General features: G+C 48.3%; 21 protein-coding genes. 11 read left to right on the top strand and 10 right to left on the bottom strand.

Going from position 1 to position 17,713, the window contains the following annotated elements; translation table 11 throughout:
* Positions 1 to 66 precede the first annotated feature (66 nt).
* The 3 genes from H6F88_RS20570 (at position 67) to H6F88_RS20560 (ending at position 2,425) form a co-directional block, all read left to right on the top strand.
* Positions 67 to 267, top strand: a complete 201-nt coding sequence (locus tag H6F88_RS20570) for a DUF4089 domain-containing protein (protein WP_190644594.1) — start codon at positions 67 to 69, stop codon at positions 265 to 267.
* Positions 264 to 1,667 carry an AtzE family amidohydrolase gene (locus H6F88_RS20565; protein ID WP_190644593.1) on the top strand — a complete coding sequence of 468 codons (1,404 nt, stop codon included), beginning with the start codon at positions 264 to 266 and terminating at the stop codon, positions 1,665 to 1,667. The genes H6F88_RS20570 and H6F88_RS20565 overlap by 4 nt, the downstream gene beginning before the upstream one ends.
* Positions 1,668 to 2,155: 488 nt before the next feature.
* Positions 2,156 to 2,425 (top strand): GlsB/YeaQ/YmgE family stress response membrane protein, encoded by a 270-nt coding sequence (locus H6F88_RS20560; protein ID WP_190644592.1) that lies wholly within the window; start codon positions 2,156 to 2,158, stop codon positions 2,423 to 2,425.
* 182 nt (positions 2,426 to 2,607) lie between these two features.
* Here H6F88_RS20560 and H6F88_RS20555 read toward each other — a convergent pair whose 3' ends face one another.
* Entirely contained in the window at positions 2,608 to 2,850 is a 243-nt protein-coding gene (locus H6F88_RS20555; RefSeq protein WP_190644591.1) for a hypothetical protein, read from the bottom strand.
* Positions 2,851 to 3,022: 172 nt separating this feature from the next.
* On the opposite strand from H6F88_RS20555, the gene H6F88_RS20550 reads away from it, so the two are divergent.
* Together H6F88_RS20550 and H6F88_RS20545 are read left to right on the top strand one after the other, a co-directional pair.
* On the top strand, positions 3,023 to 3,418 hold the full coding sequence (locus tag H6F88_RS20550) for a RidA family protein (protein WP_190644590.1): 396 nt from the start codon (positions 3,023 to 3,025) through the stop codon (positions 3,416 to 3,418).
* 5 nt (positions 3,419 to 3,423) lie between these two features.
* Positions 3,424 to 4,593: an FAD-binding oxidoreductase gene (locus tag H6F88_RS20545; RefSeq protein WP_190644589.1), complete on the top strand. Its 1,170-nt coding sequence runs from the start codon at positions 3,424 to 3,426 to the stop codon at positions 4,591 to 4,593.
* Here the strand turns inward: H6F88_RS20545 and H6F88_RS20540 are convergent.
* Positions 4,590 to 5,780 (bottom strand): glycosyltransferase family 4 protein, encoded by a 1,191-nt coding sequence (locus H6F88_RS20540; protein ID WP_190644588.1) that lies wholly within the window; start codon positions 5,778 to 5,780, stop codon positions 4,590 to 4,592. The two genes, H6F88_RS20545 and H6F88_RS20540, sit on opposite strands and share 4 nt — an antisense overlap.
* A 348-nt stretch (positions 5,781 to 6,128) precedes the next feature.
* Here H6F88_RS20540 and H6F88_RS20535 point away from each other — a divergent pair, with 348 nt between their 5' ends.
* Positions 6,129 to 7,322 (top strand): histidine kinase, encoded by a 1,194-nt coding sequence (locus H6F88_RS20535; RefSeq protein ID WP_190644659.1) that lies wholly within the window; start codon positions 6,129 to 6,131, stop codon positions 7,320 to 7,322.
* A gap of 162 nt (positions 7,323 to 7,484) precedes the next feature.
* Positions 7,485 to 9,029 carry a DEAD/DEAH box helicase family protein gene (locus H6F88_RS20530; RefSeq protein WP_190644587.1) on the top strand — a complete coding sequence of 515 codons (1,545 nt, stop codon included), beginning with the start codon at positions 7,485 to 7,487 and terminating at the stop codon, positions 9,027 to 9,029.
* Here H6F88_RS20530 and H6F88_RS20525 read toward each other — a convergent pair.
* From H6F88_RS20525 to ebsA, 5 genes are all read right to left on the bottom strand, one after another.
* On the bottom strand, positions 8,988 to 9,488 hold the full coding sequence (locus H6F88_RS20525) for a CGLD27 family protein (RefSeq protein WP_190644658.1): 501 nt from the start codon (positions 9,486 to 9,488) through the stop codon (positions 8,988 to 8,990). The two genes, H6F88_RS20530 and H6F88_RS20525, sit on opposite strands and share 42 nt — an antisense overlap.
* A 103-nt stretch (positions 9,489 to 9,591) precedes the next feature.
* Complete coding sequence (gene rsfS, locus H6F88_RS20520) at positions 9,592 to 10,047, bottom strand: ribosome silencing factor (protein WP_190644586.1); 456 nt, start codon at positions 10,045 to 10,047, stop codon at positions 9,592 to 9,594.
* A gap of 276 nt (positions 10,048 to 10,323) precedes the next feature.
* On the bottom strand, positions 10,324 to 10,971 hold the full coding sequence (gene yqeK, locus H6F88_RS20515; RefSeq protein WP_190644657.1) for a bis(5'-nucleosyl)-tetraphosphatase (symmetrical) YqeK: 648 nt from the start codon (positions 10,969 to 10,971) through the stop codon (positions 10,324 to 10,326).
* Between the two features lie 164 nt (positions 10,972 to 11,135).
* On the bottom strand, positions 11,136 to 12,245 hold the full coding sequence (locus tag H6F88_RS20510) for a DRTGG domain-containing protein (RefSeq protein WP_190644585.1): 1,110 nt from the start codon (positions 12,243 to 12,245) through the stop codon (positions 11,136 to 11,138).
* 242 nt (positions 12,246 to 12,487) lie between these two features.
* Positions 12,488 to 12,862, bottom strand: a complete 375-nt coding sequence (gene ebsA / locus H6F88_RS20505) for a type IV pilus biogenesis protein EbsA (RefSeq protein WP_190644584.1) — start codon at positions 12,860 to 12,862, stop codon at positions 12,488 to 12,490.
* A gap of 314 nt (positions 12,863 to 13,176) precedes the next feature.
* Between ebsA and mscL the strand changes: the two genes are divergently transcribed.
* The 4 genes from mscL to H6F88_RS20485 all read left to right on the top strand — a co-directional run bounded on the left by mscL (position 13,177) and on the right by H6F88_RS20485 (position 16,131).
* Positions 13,177 to 13,638 (top strand): large conductance mechanosensitive channel protein MscL, encoded by a 462-nt coding sequence (gene mscL, locus H6F88_RS20500; protein ID WP_190644583.1) that lies wholly within the window; start codon positions 13,177 to 13,179, stop codon positions 13,636 to 13,638.
* 31 nt (positions 13,639 to 13,669) lie between these two features.
* Positions 13,670 to 14,899: an NAD(P)/FAD-dependent oxidoreductase gene (locus tag H6F88_RS20495; RefSeq protein WP_190644582.1), complete on the top strand. Its 1,230-nt coding sequence runs from the start codon at positions 13,670 to 13,672 to the stop codon at positions 14,897 to 14,899.
* A 107-nt stretch (positions 14,900 to 15,006) separates the two neighbouring features.
* Entirely contained in the window at positions 15,007 to 15,225 is a 219-nt protein-coding gene (locus H6F88_RS20490; protein WP_190644581.1) for a hypothetical protein, read from the top strand.
* A gap of 105 nt (positions 15,226 to 15,330) precedes the next feature.
* Complete coding sequence (locus tag H6F88_RS20485; RefSeq protein ID WP_190644580.1) at positions 15,331 to 16,131, top strand: RMD1 family protein; 801 nt, start codon at positions 15,331 to 15,333, stop codon at positions 16,129 to 16,131.
* A 12-nt stretch (positions 16,132 to 16,143) separates the two neighbouring features.
* On the opposite strand, the gene H6F88_RS20480 is transcribed toward H6F88_RS20485, so the two are convergent.
* The 3 genes from H6F88_RS20480 to H6F88_RS20470 form a co-directional block, all read right to left on the bottom strand.
* Complete coding sequence (locus H6F88_RS20480) at positions 16,144 to 16,602, bottom strand: MgtC/SapB family protein (protein ID WP_190644579.1); 459 nt, start codon at positions 16,600 to 16,602, stop codon at positions 16,144 to 16,146.
* A gap of 73 nt (positions 16,603 to 16,675) precedes the next feature.
* A complete protein-coding gene (locus tag H6F88_RS20475; RefSeq protein WP_190644578.1) occupies positions 16,676 to 17,284 on the bottom strand; it encodes a hypothetical protein in 609 nt (202 codons plus the stop codon).
* A gap of 72 nt (positions 17,285 to 17,356) precedes the next feature.
* On the bottom strand, positions 17,357 to 17,701 hold the full coding sequence (locus H6F88_RS20470; protein WP_190644577.1) for a DUF1815 family protein: 345 nt from the start codon (positions 17,699 to 17,701) through the stop codon (positions 17,357 to 17,359).
* Positions 17,702 to 17,713: the final 12 nt, after the last annotated feature.

Genomic DNA, 17,713 nt, shown 5'->3' with positions numbered 1-17,713 from the left:
CGTAGTCCAATCTTAAGATATATGCTTAAAGGCTAAGTGTGTGAATTTTACATCAGAACAGAAGCAATGCTCGATTCGGCAGAATTTGACCCAGCAGCCTATGTTGACCAGATGGCGCTCGCCCTAGAATTGCCAATCGCTCCCGAACATCGCCCCGGAGTTATTGATAATTTCAGCAGAATTGCCACGATCGCCCAACTTGTTTTGGAATTTCCCTTGCCTGAAGACACCGTTGCCGCACCCACATTCCAGCCTTTTCAACCATGACATTAGATTTTGAAACGTTGGATCTCGAACAGGCGGATGCGATCGCCATTTCAACTGCGGTGCGATCGGGTGAAATAACCGCCAAAGCAGTGGTTTCCGCAGCGCTAGAGCGAATTGCAGCTAAAGATCCACTCAATTGCTTCACGACCGTAATGGCAGATCAGGCGATCGCCAGTGCAATTCAGGTAGATGAGGCGATCGCGGCTGGTCAAGATCCGGGAGTGCTGGCAGGAGTTCCCTTTGCGGTCAAAGACCTATTTGATATTGAGGGACTGACGACCCTAGCAGGTTCAAAGATTAACCGAGAAAATTCACCTGCGACCCAAGATGCGACTCTTGTTGCCAGACTGAAGCAAGCCGGGGCAATCTTGGTCGGCGCGCTCAACATGGATGAGTATGCTTATGGTTTTGTCACCGAAAACAGCCATTACGGGGCAACTCACAACCCTCATGATTTGAACCGGATTGCCGGTGGGTCATCAGGAGGGTCAGCCGCCGCAGTTGCAGGTGGATTGATGCCGATTAGCCTTGGTTCTGACACCAACGGGTCGATTCGTGTGCCTGCTTCACTGTGCGGCATTTTGGGGTTAAAACCAACCTACGGTCGGTTATCACGAGCTGGAGCGTTTCTGTTTTGCAACAGTTTTGATCATGTCGGCCCTTTTGCCCGGTCGGTGCGCGATATTGCAGCTGTGTTTGACCTGCTTCAAGGTGCAGATGCCCGTGACCCGGTTTGCACTACCCGCCCACCAGAATCTTGTTTGCCTCAAATCAACAAAGGTATTGACGGATTGCGAATTGCCATTGCAGATGGGTACTTTGCCAAAGGTGCTGAGCCAGAAACTTTAGCCGCAGTTGAACAGGTCGCTCAGGCGCTTGGGTCCAGCCAGCGAGTCACCATTCCTGAAGCACATCGGGCCAGAGCTGCCGCTTACGTAATCACAGCTTGTGAGGGCAGCAATCTGCATTTTGCTAACCTCAAATCTCGTCCTCAAGATTTTGATCCGGCAACTCGCGATCGCTTTCTGGCAGGCACAATGATTCCTGGCAGTTGGTACGTACAGGCACAGCGATTTCGCAAGTGGTATAGCGATCGCCTTCAGGAGATCTTTCAAACCGTAGATCTAATTGTGGCTCCAACAACGCCCTGTGTTGCGCCTTTAATCGGTCAAGAGAAAATGGTTATAGATGGGGCGGAAGTTTTAACTCGTCCTAATCTAGGGTTATATACTCAGCCACTATCTTTCGTCGGTTTACCAGTCTTGTCTGTGCCCATTCAGCAAGCTAACGGCTTGCCATTAGGTGTGCAAATCATTGCTGCCCCTTACCAGGAAGCTTCAATCTTACGTGCCGCTGCCTTATTAGAAGCACAAGGAACTATAGCTGCTGTTGTTAAATAGTTGCTCAAGTATGCAGAATACACCTGAGAGTGCTTAGCTTTATATCACAACAGTGGTAATCAAATGAAGTATGAATTTGAATAGAGAAATTTACATCTCTTTGCTCCAAATCAATATTTCGAATTTGTAATATAGCAATATAGCTTTGGTTGCTTAAGCTCAGGCAAAAAATGGAAGCAGTCTTTAGGACTGCCTCCATTTTTTGCTCTAACCTGCATTGCTACAGCGATATCTCTGTTTCTACTTGCATTTCTGAGGAGTTTTGTTTACTCCCAAAAGGTCAAAAGTTTCCGTTTCACCTAGCTATCTTTATGAGATACCGACCTCTCTCAACCTATATGAATACGCAGCATAAAAGTAGCCTGGAAATTTTATATCTACTTAATTATTTCCTGCGGTAGAAGCAGGAACTTTTAGTTTACCGATAGGATAGGCACGTTAGGTCAAGAAAAGCTTATCAACACAAAGGTTATTAAGGAGAGAATCACATGGGAATCTTAGCTTGGGTTGTTTTAGGTCTGATTGCTGGAGCGTTAGCTAAATTAATTTATCCTGGACATCAGGGTGGCGGCATTTTCGCAACCATTGGTCTAGGAATCTTGGGTGCTATATTAGGCGGCTGGCTCGGTCACGCACTGTTAGGAACGGGCGGAGGCGCAGCAGCCGGGGCCTTGTCTATCCCCAGCATCGCTTTCGCGGTTGTTGGAGCAATCATCTTGATCTTCCTGTGGGGCTTGCTCACTCGCAGAACTGCATAGTTCAGCGTACCGGAAGCTCTAAACCGCAAAGCTCAAAATATCAGTTCCAATTTGAAACCATTCATTTAAAACTGAATAGTCTGTGAATTACAACACGCTGCGAGGGTCAAGAATCCTCGCAGCTTTGTTTTTAAGGCCATCTCACAGATGTCCATGCAGCTCAGCTAGTTTACCGCTACAGTTTAAGTATCCTTGCGCCACTGTTGCCAAGTCGCACCAACGGCTGCTCCTGCTCCTGCAACTAACCCTACACCCATGCCTTCAATCGTCTCAGTGATAGGATCTTGGGTTAGGCAACTGTTAGTAGGCACTTCAGCGGTCAGACACTGGTTGAGTTCTGCTCGGCTAGCAGTTCCTCCCAAAATGACTCCCAGGATGCCACAAAGTGCAATTACTAGATAAGCGCGATTGATTTTTATACCCATAGATGGATGCGTAGAGCGAGTGGTTGGACATTACTTGCTAATCTTGCCCATTCTAACTGTGAATTCAGCAAAGTCATCCTCAAATTCAGATAGTTTTGGCCAAGACTTGATTCAACTTTGTAGATCAGTCATGCTGCTAGTACCCTACTTGATGGCTGAAGGCGGCTAGCAGATGACGCGCAGACACATATCGACAGGAACACCTTGGGAAGCGATCGCAGGCTATTCTCGTGCTGTCCAAGTTGGTTCTCTCATCTACGTTTCGGGCACAACTGCTGCTGATACAACAGGGCAAATTCTTCACGTCGACGACGCCTATGAGCAGATGGTGTACGTCCTCAAAAAGATTGAGGCTGCCCTGAAGCAGTTAGATAGCAGCCTCCAGGATGTCGTTCGTACAAGAGTTTACGTTACTAACATGGACGACATTGAGCAGGTGACCAAAGCCCATTGCGAATTTTTTGGAAAGATTCGTCCTGCCAACACCCTGGTTGAGGTAAGCCGTCTAGCTACACCCGAAATGTTAGTTGAGGTCGAAGTAGACGCGGTTGTTCAAGAGCAAGGCTGAATTTGATGAAAACCTATGATTGGGTTGTGGTTGGGGGTGGACTCGTTGGAGCAGCGCTTAGCTATGAGCTAGCTAGCAAAAAATTCTCGGTGTTGCTGCTAGAACAGCATAGTACCCCAGAGAACGCAACTCGCTATAGCTATGGCGGTATCGCTTACTGGTCAGGTACGACACCGCTAACTCGTCAACTGTGCCAGGAGGGCATTGAAATTCACCGAAATTTATCTGCTGAGTTGGACAGTGAAACTCAGTTCAGAGAATTGGATTTGCTCTTGCTGATCGCCCAAGGAAGTGATCCCCAGAAGGTGACCGCATCGTATCGTGGTTTTGCGATTCCACCTAGCTTACTGGATGCGGAAGCGGCTTGTGACTTAGAGCCGTTGCTCAATCGGGAGGCGATCGCCGCTGCGCTTACAGTTCGGCATGGCAATGTTGCGCCTGATTTGCTAGTCAAGGCCTACACCCAAGCATTTACTAGAGCCGGAGGAACGCTGCAAATTGCTCAAGTGACTGCTCTAAAGGAGTCTCAGGGGCAAGTTACTGTAACTACCACTGCGGAAAACTATGCAGCCGCTAATGTGGCTGTTTGTACAGGTGGAATGAGTCGGAACCTGCTCAAAACTGCCCATGTTACCGTACCCTGCTATTTCACCCATGCGGAACTGATTGAGACCCCATCTGTTGATGTCAAGTTACAGGCACTGGTCATGCCTGCCGAAACCCAACGGTTTCAGATGGAGGCTGAGGCTGGCAAGTTAGAAAAGGCTCCGCTGTGGGAGCAACAAACCCAGGAGGTTGCTCCCCCGATTCTTGATCCCGGTGCGATTCAGTTTGTGGATGGCAGAATTAGGATCGGGCAAATCAGCCGCACGTTAACGAATCCTCAGGCGCAGGTTGATGCAGCTCAAAGTGAAGCGGATATTCGGGCTGCAGTTGGTCAATTTTTGCCAGCGTTAAAAGATTTACCAGGTAACTGGCACCGCTGTTTGGTTGCCTTTAGTGGCGATCGCCTGCCACTGATTGGTCCCGTTCCTGAACACAATCATTTGCATATCTTTGCTGGCTTCAGCAATCCTTTCGCAATTCTGCCACCTCTGGCAAAGCGGTTTGCTAACTGTATGACCGGGAAGCAAGATGAACTCATTGCTCAGCTTTCTCCAGGTCGATTTGCTTAAGCCCAAGTGACTTGCGATCGCTCATGTAAGACCCTGCCATAAACAGCTTCAGTTTGTTTTGCCAACTTGGCCCAGTTAAACCGCTGTGCTAAATCTTTGTAAGCATTATCAACTAGCCACTGAGCATAATCTGGATTTTTCAGGACTGTTAGAATGCCCCAAGCCAGAGAAGCAGGATTGTTTGTCCAGGTGACGATTCCCGTTCTGGTGTGGCGAACGACTTCTGGCAGCCCACCTGTATCAGAGACGACTACCGGAACACGAGCAGCAAAACTCTCTAACGCGACAATTCCAAATGGCTCGTAGAGGCTAGGAAAAACTGCGCAGTCAGCAACTGTTTGAAACTTGTTCAGGTCATCCTCTGACATGAAGCCCGTGAAGTAGCATTTGTTTGAGATGCCCAGGTTCCAGGCTTGCTGCTTGAGGCTGTCTGTATTGCCGCCGCCAACAATCACGATTTTGACGCCACCTCCCATTGCGTGAATGACTTCAGGAGCAGCATTAAGTAGCACACTGATGCCCTTTTCATAGGTCATACGACCCACATAATAGACAATTTTTTCGTCATCTCGGGCAAAGCGGCGGCGAAACTGCCAAAAATTAAAATCGGGATGTCGATGCTTTTTCTCTGGATAAATGCCGTTGTAGACAACATCGATTTTGTCCCAAGGGGTTTCTAATGCCCGTTCGACCTCACGCCGCATGTAGTCCGTGCAAACAATGACTCGCCAAGCGTTGTAGGCAAGTAGCTTTTCCTTGGTGCTAATGTAGCGCTGGATATCGTTGTGGATGCCATTGTGACGACCAAACTCTGTTGCGTGAATTGTGGCAACCAAAGGAACTTTGAAGCAGTGTTTGAGGGCGATCGCTGCATCTCCCACCAACCAGTCGTGGGCATGAATAATCTCAAACTTTCCTTCTTCTAAAAGCAATTTTCCACCCTGTTGCCCCATGCTCTGATTCATGTTGGCAACCCAATGAAAAAAGTCGTTGCTTTGGGCTACCGGAACGCGATGTACTTTAATTCCATCGACTACTTCATAATGGGGAGCCTGACCAAACTCTACAGTCAGTAAATGAATATCATGTCCTAGCTTGACCAGTTCGGGATATAGTTCAGCAACGTGGCGAGCAATGCCTCCAACGATTCGGGGCGGAAATTCCCACGCCAAAACCAAGATTCTCATTGCCCTTGCCCCCTCAGAGCCGTTACATAAGTTCTAATAGTTTTACTTACCTTATTCTCGGCGTCAGTACGGAAGACCCAGTACGGAAGACCTGGTTGAACTCTGCTAGATTCAGGAGGGGCTATCTAAGGCGGTTCAAAGTCCCTATTTGCCTGCACATTTACTGCAATACAGCCCGATCGCCTAAATCCTTTGTCTTGAGCAGCGCTGAGAAAGAGATAATCTGTAAATATAGTAAAGATAGCTACTTTGGAGAAGTACAGGGTAGAAATACACCTGGTTTCTACCGATTTGGCATTTTTGGCCCCGACTGACTGTTCTATTGTCCTGACTGTTGAGCAAGACTGCATGGAGGCATTGCCAAAACAGCCTATTAGCCCTGAAACGTCTTTGCAGCTTTTGCTGTTTGTAGACAAACGTCCTAGCTCTCATCAGAAGATCCGCCAGATTCGCCACTATCTCAAGGATTTACGAGCTAACTACGCGTTTGATTTGCAAATCATAGACGTTGGAGAGCAACCCCACATGGCTGAGCATTTCAAGCTCGTTGCGACCCCAGCGCTAATCAAGATTCATCCTGAACCCCGCCAAACTTTAGCGGGAACAAATCTTGTAGCCCAGTTAGAGCATTGGTGGATGCGATGGCAACGATCGGTAGAAGAAGCTGCAGATTTCCAATCAATTCCTGAGCAGAGCGAATCAGATGATCTAAATCCAACCAATGCATCCGAAACTTTGGACTCGGTGGCTTACTCAGCAGAGTTTATTCAGCTTTCGGATGAGATTTTTCGACTAAAGCAAGAAAAAGAAGAACTGCGGGATCAACTTCAGTTCAAAGATCGACTCATTGCGATGTTGGCCCACGATCTGCGAAATCCGCTAACCGCCGCTTCGATTGCCCTGGAAACGCTGGAGCTAGGTAATGAAGCGAAGGAGAATGGTCATGCTTCACCCCGACTAACCCCTGCCCTTACGGCTCAACTCATCAGACACGCCCGGACTCAAACGAAGGCGATCGATCGGATGATTACAGATGTGCTTCAGGCAGCAAAAGGGACGGGTGGCGAGTTTCAGATTCAGCCTCAGCAGCTAGATCTAGGGGCGCTTTGCCTGGAGGTCTTGAATTATTTGAAGGGACAGTTTCAAGCTAAATCTCAGCAGCTTACGACGGATATTCCGAGTGATTTGCCTAAAGTTTATGCTGATCGCGATCGCATTCAACAGGTATTAATCAATCTGCTAGACAATGCCAGCAAATATACGCCAACTGGCGGCTCAATCGAGCTTTCGATCTTGCATCGAACTACCCAAAAAATTCAAGTCAGCGTGTGTGATACGGGTTTAGGCATTCCGAATGAAAACTGCGAACGCATTTTTGAAGACCGGTTTCGCCTAGAGCGGGACGAGGCAAAGGATGGATATGGTATTGGTCTATCGCTTTGTCAACGAGTGATTCGAGCCCACTACGGGCAAATTTGGGTAGACTCTGTACCCAATCAGGGCAGCTGTTTTCACTTCACGCTGCCCGTTTACCGCTTTTGATTTTGTTATGTCTTCAAGACTGCACATTTTGAAGTGTGTCCCGCGTACGCGGGACACACTTCAAAATGTGCAGCTTATATAGAAACGGTATAACCCTGGTGGCGGCAGTTATACCGTAGCAACGGCTATACAATAGCGAGGAATGGTGCAGACAGAGGTGCAATGGCTCGTACCCCTACGCTTAAGTTTGACCGGGGAACGCTGATTTTACATCCCCCACCCAGGGGCAAAGCCTGGGTAGATTTCGCAACGTGGGATGACCGGATTGAGCGGTTTCGCCTCCCGGCAATTCAATATCGTGATTTGATAGAAACTTTACAGGCAGAGGGTACGCCGTTTACTGACCAGGCAAAGGAGTTTGCGGCGATCGCCCTCACCCCCAGCCTGGAAATGGAGCCCTATCCCCACCAGCAAGAAGCTTTAGATGCCTGGGTTGCCGCAGGACGGCGGGGTGTTGTAGTTTTGCCCACGGCGGCTGGAAAGACCTACCTGGCTCAAATGGTGATGCAGGCAACGCCTCGCACAACCTTGATCACGGTGCCAACGTTAGATTTAATGCACCAGTGGTATGCTCACCTGGTTGCAGCGTTTCCAGATGCCGAGGTCGGGCTGTTAGGGGGTGGTTCTCGCGATCGCACTCCCATTCTTGTTGCCACTTATGACAGTGCCGCTATCCATGCCGAAAGCCTGGGCAATCGCTATGCCTTGCTGATTTGTGATGAATGTCATCACCTGCCAAGCGACTTTAATCGGGTGATTGCTGAATATGCGATCGCCCCCTATCGCCTGGGTTTAACGGCGACCCCCGACCGCGCCGATGGCAGACACGCTGACCTGGATACACTGCTGGGATCAGTCATTTACTATCGCACTGCCGAAGATCTGGCAGGGAAAGCACTGGCGGATCACGAAATTATTCAGGTTAAGGTGAAACTGTCGCAGCAAGAGCGCGATCGATATGAGCATTTAATTCAAACCCGCAACACCTTTTTGCAGGACTCGAATATTTGGCTGGGCAGCGTTCAGGGTTGGCAGCGGTTTGTTCGGGCAAGCGCCCAATCGCAGGCAGGACGAAGGGCGATGCTGGCACATCGAGAAGCAAAGGCGATCGCTCTGGGTACGGAAGGCAAGCTGCGAATTCTGACAGACCTGCTGGCAGAACACCATCCCGCCCAAACGCTAATTTTTACTAACGACAACGCTACAGTTTATCGGATCTCCCAGGAGTTTCTAATTCCGGCGCTGACCCACCAAACACCCGTGAAGGAGCGCCACGAGATTTTGCAGCAGTTTCGCGAAGGCAAATATAAGACCCTAGTCGCATCTCATGTCCTAAACGAAGGAGTAGACGTGCCAGAGGCTAGCGTCGCCATTTTGCTATCGGGTACTGGATCAGCCCGCGAATACATTCAGCGCTTAGGACGAGTGCTGCGAAAGGGAAAATCGCAAAAATTTGCAAGACTTTATGAAGTGGTGGCAGAGGAAACCAGCGAAGAAAATGTTTCGCGCCGCCGTCGCTCTCAGCGTCGCCCTCCATCTCACCAATTAGAATTAGTTCCTGATGAATCTCGTCCCGTTTACGAAATCAGTACTCGTCCCGTACCACGAGCAGCCGAAACGGCCTCAGGTTGGGGAAACTTCGCAGAGGAAGAGGATGTAATTGATTTACAGGAAGTTCCAAACGAAACTGCCGCTGAGGAAGACTAGCGCCAATAAACCAAAGGTACGCTTGAGCCGTTGCAGAATAGGTTGGATCTGGTAGGTCACAATCAGGCGATCGCGCTTTAGCACTTCTTCTGGTTTTGTCCAGGTTTGCCCGTCGTACCAGCCCGATTCCTCATAAAAGATCGTTTCTTTTAAAAGGCGATCGCGCACATAAATCCAGCCTAAGTAAAGGCGCAGCAAAGCTAGTGCTGGAAGAACGCTAGCCCCTGCTGCACCGCTCAGCCCAAACTGGAGCGGATACTTTGCCAGCGGAAAGCTGACTGCTGCAACGGGAGCCGAGAACAGCCAGCTCAAACCCCACAAAATGGCGATCGGAAGGAGATAGCTCCGCAGGTCGAGTGTTGCCCACCGAAAGAACCAGGACTCTTTGAGATCCTGGTACTCGTTAATCGGCTGCTGTTCAAAAGGAACCGGACAGACTGGAGCAGAAGACTTCATGATGATGGGCAGTCAAAACTGAAAAGCAGTTGTGCTTTTAATCTACCTGAGTCAGTGGACAGACGCACGAATGAATTAAGTTTTGCTGAAAAGTTTTAACTCGTGCTCAGCCCTCTACTTGATCGGTCATCACTCCATTCGGTGCAAAATCGATTCGCTCTGCATGTCCCCAAAACGCCTCCAGGTTATAAAATTCGCGCTCGTCAGGCATGAAGATATGAGCAATAACGTCACCGTAGTCCAACAACACCCAGGAACCTTCTGTCTGTCCCTCTGTTTGGGTGGGGTAGCGGTGCCACTTTTCTGAGACTTCATCCTCAATCGAACGAGCGATCGCCCTTACTTGTGCGCTAGAAAAACCTGTAGCCACTACAAAATAATCTGCCAGATAAGAAACCTCTGAAACCTTTAGCAGTACGATATCGCCTCCTTTGCGATCATCGGCAGCTTGAGCGATTGTCAGGGCTAGCTCTCGGCTAGAATCGTCAGTGACAGGTTGGTAGACGGCACCGGGATTTGCTACAGCGGGCGAAACTGGACGGGCGTTAGAGTAATTTGTCATTAAAAATTAGGTTCCTCAACTCGTTAAAACGTGAGTGGTGTTACATCAAAGGAAGTCAATAAACCGTTGCGTTTGGCTCCATAGCACTTCATCTCTGTTGACTGATTCACTGGATCGACTCCGTAAAAATGGTTGAACAGGTAAATTGTTTAAGGTTCGTCTCTATTGGTCAAATCATAGTGAAACGAACAGAGGGATAAATCGGGAATTTTGAGGTCATTCAATCAGCACTATTGCATCTATTTTGACTAAGCTTCCATCTAAAAGTACAAGGGTTCATTCACTTAAAACCTGTGGAATAGGCTCTGTGCTTGAGCTCTGTTGCTTAGACTGAGTTGGCTTAACGTTGTATAAAAACCAGTTGCGAGTCAGCACTGTACGGGGATGAATTAGGCGATGTTTAGCAACCAAGTCTTGGATAGAAGCATCACAGGTCATCCAAACCGCTTGAGGCAGGTCTTGCTGGCTGATTTGCCTCAAGGCGTTGAGTTCTGATGTGTTTCCTCGCCCAGGTTCTAGACTGTCTGCCAGAAAAACAATGCAGCTCAACGGACTCATTCCTGGTTTGCCGAGCGTGTGGTTGGCGATCGCCTGCAACACTTCCTCATCCTGAATGCCAAATTGATCCCGCGCTACGATCGCCCCCACGTCTGCATGCAGTAAGTGAGGATTTGCCCGATCCACTGGATCTAACGATAAGCCTTCAGTTTGCGCCATCTGTAGCAGCTTTTGTGGCTTGAAATATTTCGCTAGGTCGTGCATCAATCCTGCCTGGGCTGCTTTATTGACATCCAATCCATGCTGTTGGGCCAGAGCGATCGCCGTTTGCTCTACTGCCAAAACGTGAATCAGTCGAGATTCAGGAACGTGGTCTGCCAGCCAATTTAGAACCTGCTGGCGTAACGCTCCAGAAAACTCTCCCATGCCAATACCTCTAGAATCTGCTGCTGAGTCCGTCAAAACCCAAAACCACAGACAACAAGACAAGACAAAACAAGAAAAACTGCCTGGGGATCAAGTCTAGACCGAATATCTCTATTCTAGATCAGGCAAATTGAGTCCTGTTTTTCCTTAACGTTAAGCAAGTTTCAAGAGCTGGGAGCTAAGGGTTGTATGCTTGTAGCCGTTTTCAGCCCTAGCTTTGCAATCAGGCGATCGACATCAAAATGCTCTTCCATCAGGTGCCGAATGCATTGCACTTTGATCGGTTCTTGCAATCTCACCTGTCCAAAAGCGCGATCAATGATTTCTACAGTCGTCAAAGTGTCGAGATCTACAGAGAGAATTGGAATTTCCAGGTCGTCAGCCCGACTAAGAATGGTTGCAGAAGGAGGTAAATGTCCGGTCAAAATTAGGCATTGTGTGGAGGTTTCCAGGGCTGCAAGTTGAATATCTGTGCGATCGCCTCCTGTCACCACCGCCATGTTTCGGGCTTTACGGAAATACTTGAGTGCCGAATTAACATTCATTGCCCCGATCGTCAGGCTCTCCACCATCAAGTCCATTCGGTCAGGACGACACAGCACTTCTGCTTTCAGTTGATGCACCAATTCCCCTACGCTGACGCTCTTTAGCAGAGTGTTACGAGGTAGCACCCCTAGAACTGCAATTCCTTGATCTTCTAAAAATGGTTGAATCTCAGTCTGTACAATTTCTAGCTGGTCAGCAGCAACGTCGTTAATCAGGGTACCAATGAGGCGATCGCCCAACCGATCTTTGGCTGCAATCAAAGCATCTACCGCCAGCATCGAGTTAAACCGAACCACCAAAACAACAGCCGCATCTATTGCTTGAGCAATTTGAGGTAAGGACAGATCAAATAGCCTGCCTTCTTCGAGAGTTCCTGGTCCCTCCAGCAACACCAAATCTTCTTCCTGAGACTGAGAATACCGTTGCAATATTGACTGGTAGTCGGTCGTGTCTTCTGCACAAACTCTTTTGGTAATTGTGACTTCGTCTAGCGTAAGCAGAGTTGAGCGGAGGCGATTTTCCGGCAAATTCAGCGTTTGGCTGATGAACCGGACATCCTCGTCCATTGAATCGGTTTGAGATTCACTTAAGCAGGTTCCTAGCGGTTTACCGTAGGCGACATCCAGTCCTTTGCTTTGCAGTCCATAAGCCATTCCTAAAATTGTGGCTGACTTGCCGCTATAAGCCTCTGTTGAACCAACTAGTAAAAATTTTGTGGACTTTGGCACGCCCTCGCTCCTCTAAAAACCTATTCAAATTCAGACTTTTGTGATTCCATTCTAAGTGGCAGTTTTGCTTGCCCCACTCTACCTGCTCTCAACCAACTGCCTATAGAAGGGACTTCAAGCTATTACATCACAAGAAGTCAGTGCTTATTTCACAAGTCTCACAATTTTTGAGGGTGAGAGGCACGACATCATCGAACTTCTCACCCTCAAAATCAAGGGTTTGCTGAATTTGCGATCGCTAGCTAATCGTCTAAGCGCAACAGCTTACGGTAGAACGACTGCGAAAAGTCTGCTAAGCGAGAACGTTTGAAATTAATGATGACATCAATTAAGAAATCGACAAACTCAAAGTTTGCTAAGGTCAACTCGTAGCTCAACTCTGCATTACCGTCAAACTGCATTCGACAACGTGTTAAATCAGCAGGCAAGGACGAGACATTCCAACTGACTACAAACGGAATACTTTCACCGCCTTCTATTTTGCGTGATCCCTCTAAGCTCCCTCTTTGATAGAGGCTGATCGCTAGAGGCAACGCACCTCGCTTGTTGCCCTGATAGTAGGGCATATACACATTGACATCACGGGGATTAGCAGGCTGAAGTTGCTCGATAGACATGCTCAAATCTTCCTGAGTTTTCGTTGATTGGGAAGCTCAATCGCTTGGGAAGTTTAACCGTCGCTCTAGCGCGAGAGCTGAGAGAGTGATTAGAATACAGCATTTTGGACACCATATCCTCACCAGGATTCCCTCAAACATGGGCTTCCTTTCGCCTCAAGGGAAATTTATCAAGAATTGAGGAAATTTTGTTTCTGGCTGAGATGAGGCTGGTAGCATGTCCTGTTGTACAGGATCTTCAATTTACTCGTCCAGAGAAGATTGTACGTAGAAGCACGAGAATTTACAAATTTTTAAGTAAATGTAGCAAAGCTATGGCAATTAGAAGAGGCAGAGGTGCTGCTGGGGGATTCCTGAGAGATTTTCGGGAATTTGCTTTGAAAGGGAATGTGATGGATTTAGCGATCGCTGTAATTATCGGTGGCGCGTTCGGAAAGATTGTCACATCCTTTGTACAAGATTTAATCATGCCGATCATCAGTCTCGTTATTCCAGGAGGAGACTGGAGAACCTCTAGAATTGTTTTAGTACCTGGCACCCTTGGAGTCGAGGGGTCTGAGAAGGCGATTCTGATTGGAAGTTTTTTAGGCTCAATCGTTGACTTCATCATTATTGCCTTGGTGATTTATCTAGCAATTCGTGCTTTGGCAAAATTCAAGCGGCAAGAGGAAGTTGCCGAAGCAGAAGCAACTCCTACTGATCCCGTAGTGGTATCTCAAGAAAGACTAACGACCGCACTAGACCGGCTCACGCAAACGTTAGAATCGCGGGGTTAGGTTTGAAAGTCAGGTAAACGGGTAACTCGGTTTGGCATCCTCTCTCAAAATTGCGGTGATTGGCGGTGGCGCAGCAGGTTTTTTTGGAGCGATCGCTGCCGCTGAAGCCCACCCCCATGCTCACGTAACGCTGCTAGAAGCCAGTCGTAAAACGCTCACCAAAGTTCGCATTTCTGGAGGTGGGCGGTGTAACGTTACCCATGCCTGCTTTGATCCCGCATTACTAGTGCAGTATTATCCCAGGGGCGGTAAAGCCCTACGGGGCGCGTTTAGCCGCTTTCAGCCACGCCATACCGTAGATTGGTTCGCCAAACGGGGGGTCAAGCTTAAAACTGAATCAGATGGGCGAATGTTTCCAGTAACAGACGATTCTGCTACGGTCGTAGACTGCTTAATGCAAGCAGCTCGCCAGTCTGGCGTAGAAATCTATACAGGCGTCTCTACTGTTGCTGTTACACGATCTGAGGCAGGGTTTGAACTGGAACTCAGATCAGGTGAAAGATTACACAGCGATCGCCTCCTCCTGACAACAGGCAGCACTCCCCAAGGCTATCAGCTTGCAAAGGCTTTAGGGCATAAAATCGAATCTCCAGTCCCTTCTCTCTTTACCTTCAACATTCCTGATCCCCACCTGCGAGAACTGGCAGGCGTATCGGTCGAGCCTGTCCAGACAAAGCTACTGATTCCAGACAGCAAACCCCTAGAGCAAAGCGGAGCGCTCTTAATCACCCACTGGGGATTGAGCGGTCCCGCCGTACTAAAACTTTCTGCCTGGGGAGCAAGAGCTTTGTACGAACATCAATATCAGGCAACCCTTCAGGTCAACTGGCTACCGCAACACAATCCTGATCAGTTGCGCCAAGAATTATTGAAAGCTAAGGCAGAGCAACCTCGACGGGCGATCGCCTCCAACTGTCCTCTCCCTCTTCCCCGGCGGCTATGGCAGTATCTCACTGCAACTGTAGACATTGCGCCTGATGCTCGATGGACAGACCTGTCAAAGAAATCGCTCAACCAGCTTATTCAAGAACTAACTCAAAATCGCTACCCAATTCGGGGAAAGGGCGTCTTTAAAGAAGAATTTGTCACTTGTGGAGGAATTCGCCTCAAGGACGTAGACTTCAAGACGATGGAAAGCCGCTGCTGCCCGGGGCTTTACTTTGCTGGAGAAATACTAGATGTTGACGGCGTCACCGGGGGGTTCAATTTTCAAAGCGCCTGGACAACCGCCTGGATTGCAGGTCAGGCGATCGGAGATTAATAATCGGACATTAACAAATAGATCCCTGAAGCTTGGATTGATTGAAAAGCTGTTGTAAGGTATACAAAACCGTTTAATGTCTCTGAAGTTGACCTAATTCAGCAGCCATGTCTGAAAAAACAGCTCAAGTTTGCCCTGTCTGCGGAGTGAAAATAGTGCCAGCCGTTGGCGGAGACAGAGTGCTATTTTCTTCAGGTTCACCGGGTAGTAGAGCAACTTTATGGGCTAGAGTCTGTCAGTATGCCCGTAAACCTGGCTGTATCAACAAAAATCAGGATACGATCGGGGAAATTAAGCCTGGAGACTACTACCAATCTGAACCTTGATCTGAGGCGAAACGCAGAACAAATGGGCGATCGCTTCTGATTCCCCTTCCTTAAAGTGAGTAGTGGCTTGCATTTTTCTATGAACAGCAGGCTTACTATAACTATATGCAAAAAGTACTCTTTACTGATAGAGAATCCGTTCAAGGTCGCGCCATATTTGTAGGCGAACGTTTAGAGCTAAAAGCTTTAGAGAACACCGACTCTCTCGCAACCGTCCCTCTAGTCGTAACTGCCGGGGATCACGGCTGTGCAGCTTTGTTCCGCTATGGAGCGGTTGTGTTATTTGGGCTTGACCCTCTCGAAGAAGCTTTCTTCCTCACGCAGCTTCAACCCTTTATCATTGAGCCCTTCTCCTCTCCCGAAACCGAAGAAGCTACCCTTCACCTAGAGCAGGTTGGAGCCGAACGGGTAGAAAATGGAATGATTTGGCTACAAGAGTTTGGGATCGAACGTCTGCAAATTGTCGCTGACATCTTGGCTAAAAGCGTTGTGTTAGCTCAGTATGAAGTCGGCACTGCTAGCGTCTTTGACCAGATTGAACCTTTTGCTGAAAGCCTACAACGTACAACCCGAAACGAACGCTGGGGCAAAGAACTACTCAGGCAACTGGGTAGAACTCTCTCTATTCAGCACAAAATTGTTGGTCGCGTCGAAATTATTGATAAGCCAGAACTGCTTTGGGATGCACCAGAGTTAGAGCGCCTCTATCTACGTTTAGAGAATGAATACGAGATTCGAGAACGCCATTTAGCCCTAGAGCGAAAGCTAGAGCTAATTTCTCGAACCGCAGAAACCGTACTAGATTTACTCCAACACAACACTGGACTTCGGGTGGAATGGTATGTCGTAGTCCTGATCGTCGTAGAAATTCTGCTGTCGCTCTATGATTTGTTCTTTCAGATTTAATGGCGTCGCAAATCAGCGCTCAAATTTCTTCACACCCCAAAGAATTAAAAAGGTCATTCCTGCCCCTAATAGCCCAAGCTGCCACAACCCACAGCCCATTACCACTCCTAAAGAAGCTGAAACCCAAATGGCAGCAGCAGAAGTCAACCCTTTAACCCTAATTTGATCTGAGTCAGAGCGAGTCGTTGAGAAAATTTCTCCGGCCCCCAAGAATCCTATTCCAGCAATCACCCCTTGCATTACTCGACTAAGAACGTCAGCACTTTGCTCAACGGCTCCTGTCTGAATGCTTGTCAGCACAAACATAGCAGAGCCAAAGCTCACTAGCATATGAGTCCTTAAACCAGCAGGTTTTTCGGCGGCTTCTCGTTCCCACCCAATTAGAGCACCCGCAAATATAGCTAGACTCAGCCTGAGCACAATCCCTGCTCCATCGGCTGGAAGTAATAGGCTAGTTTCTGAAAGTCCCACAATTTTGTATCAAAATTATCAATGTTCAGTAGATAAATTGTAAGTGAAGCATTAAGCTTCGGTTAAGGGATCACTAACGAATATTGAATAGCCACTTAGGATAAGCATAAGAGTGGTGCAAGTCTAGAGTTGGTGCAAGCGGATTGTTAATCTGCTCAGCAACAGCCTGAAGCTGGTTGAATTGCTGGCTGGGATCGCCAAATGCCTCAAATGCCAGACTCCACCAAGTTGCGTCTTGTGCTTTCAATTCCGTTAATTCAACCCTACAGCCTTGCTCAGACTGCTGCTCAAAGGAAATTGCTTTGAGTGACTGAGTCGGAAAGGTTTGATATTGCTGTTGCGATCGCACCTTCTCGACGCTAATCCAGGTCGCCTCTGCTTCTACATTGGCTAAATCTAGGGGTTCAGAAGAATCTTGCAAGCTCCACTTCTGCCAAACCTCGACCTGACCAACCCAGCGATCCCCAACCTGTAAAGTTCTAAGTTGCTTGAGTCGAAGTTTTAGCTCCAGGCTCCCATGCCGCAACTTTAAGTTGAGGTATTCACACTTGGGCAGTTGCAAGTATCGATCTTCACGAACCTCAATTGGCGCTATAGCCTGATCCCAGGTGGCTTGAAACCAGTTTCCGACCGTTGTGGGTAAGGAACCAGGGTAGAACCAACGCAACTCTGTTGTTATCATCTACCCGCCATCATCTAAAACGAGGCGAACTCGCGGCTAGACTAAACCTATCGTAGGCAGGGAAAAGCTCAGTTAAGAAGGTTGGGCGATCGCCGGACGGTACTCAGATGGGGCAATCTGATACTTAACAAGGTTAGCTAGCTCTTGAAGTTGGCTAATCGCTTCAGCACCTTCTAGCTTCATGAGCTCCCGGTCATCCCGCATCTCAGTCCAAGTGATCCCATAGTCAGATACTAGGAATCGAATCAAATGATCGTTGCCTAAGCTAACCATGAAAGAAGCACTATTCATTTGCCCACCACAAGTGTAGCAGGAAGCCAAATAACCCCGTCGCTCAAGCACAATCGCAAGAGCTTGAAGATTCATGACCAAATCCTTGACAAATTGTCGATGCTGCTCCGCAAGTCTTAGAAACACGTTGAACCTCCT

The organism is Oculatella sp. FACHB-28, from assembly GCF_014696015.1.
In the GTDB taxonomy this organism is placed as follows: Bacteria; Cyanobacteriota; Cyanobacteriia; order Elainellales; family Elainellaceae; genus JAAUTN01.
The sequence above is the reverse complement of the archived record's forward strand: the minus strand, read 5'-3'. Positions and strand labels throughout refer to the sequence as shown.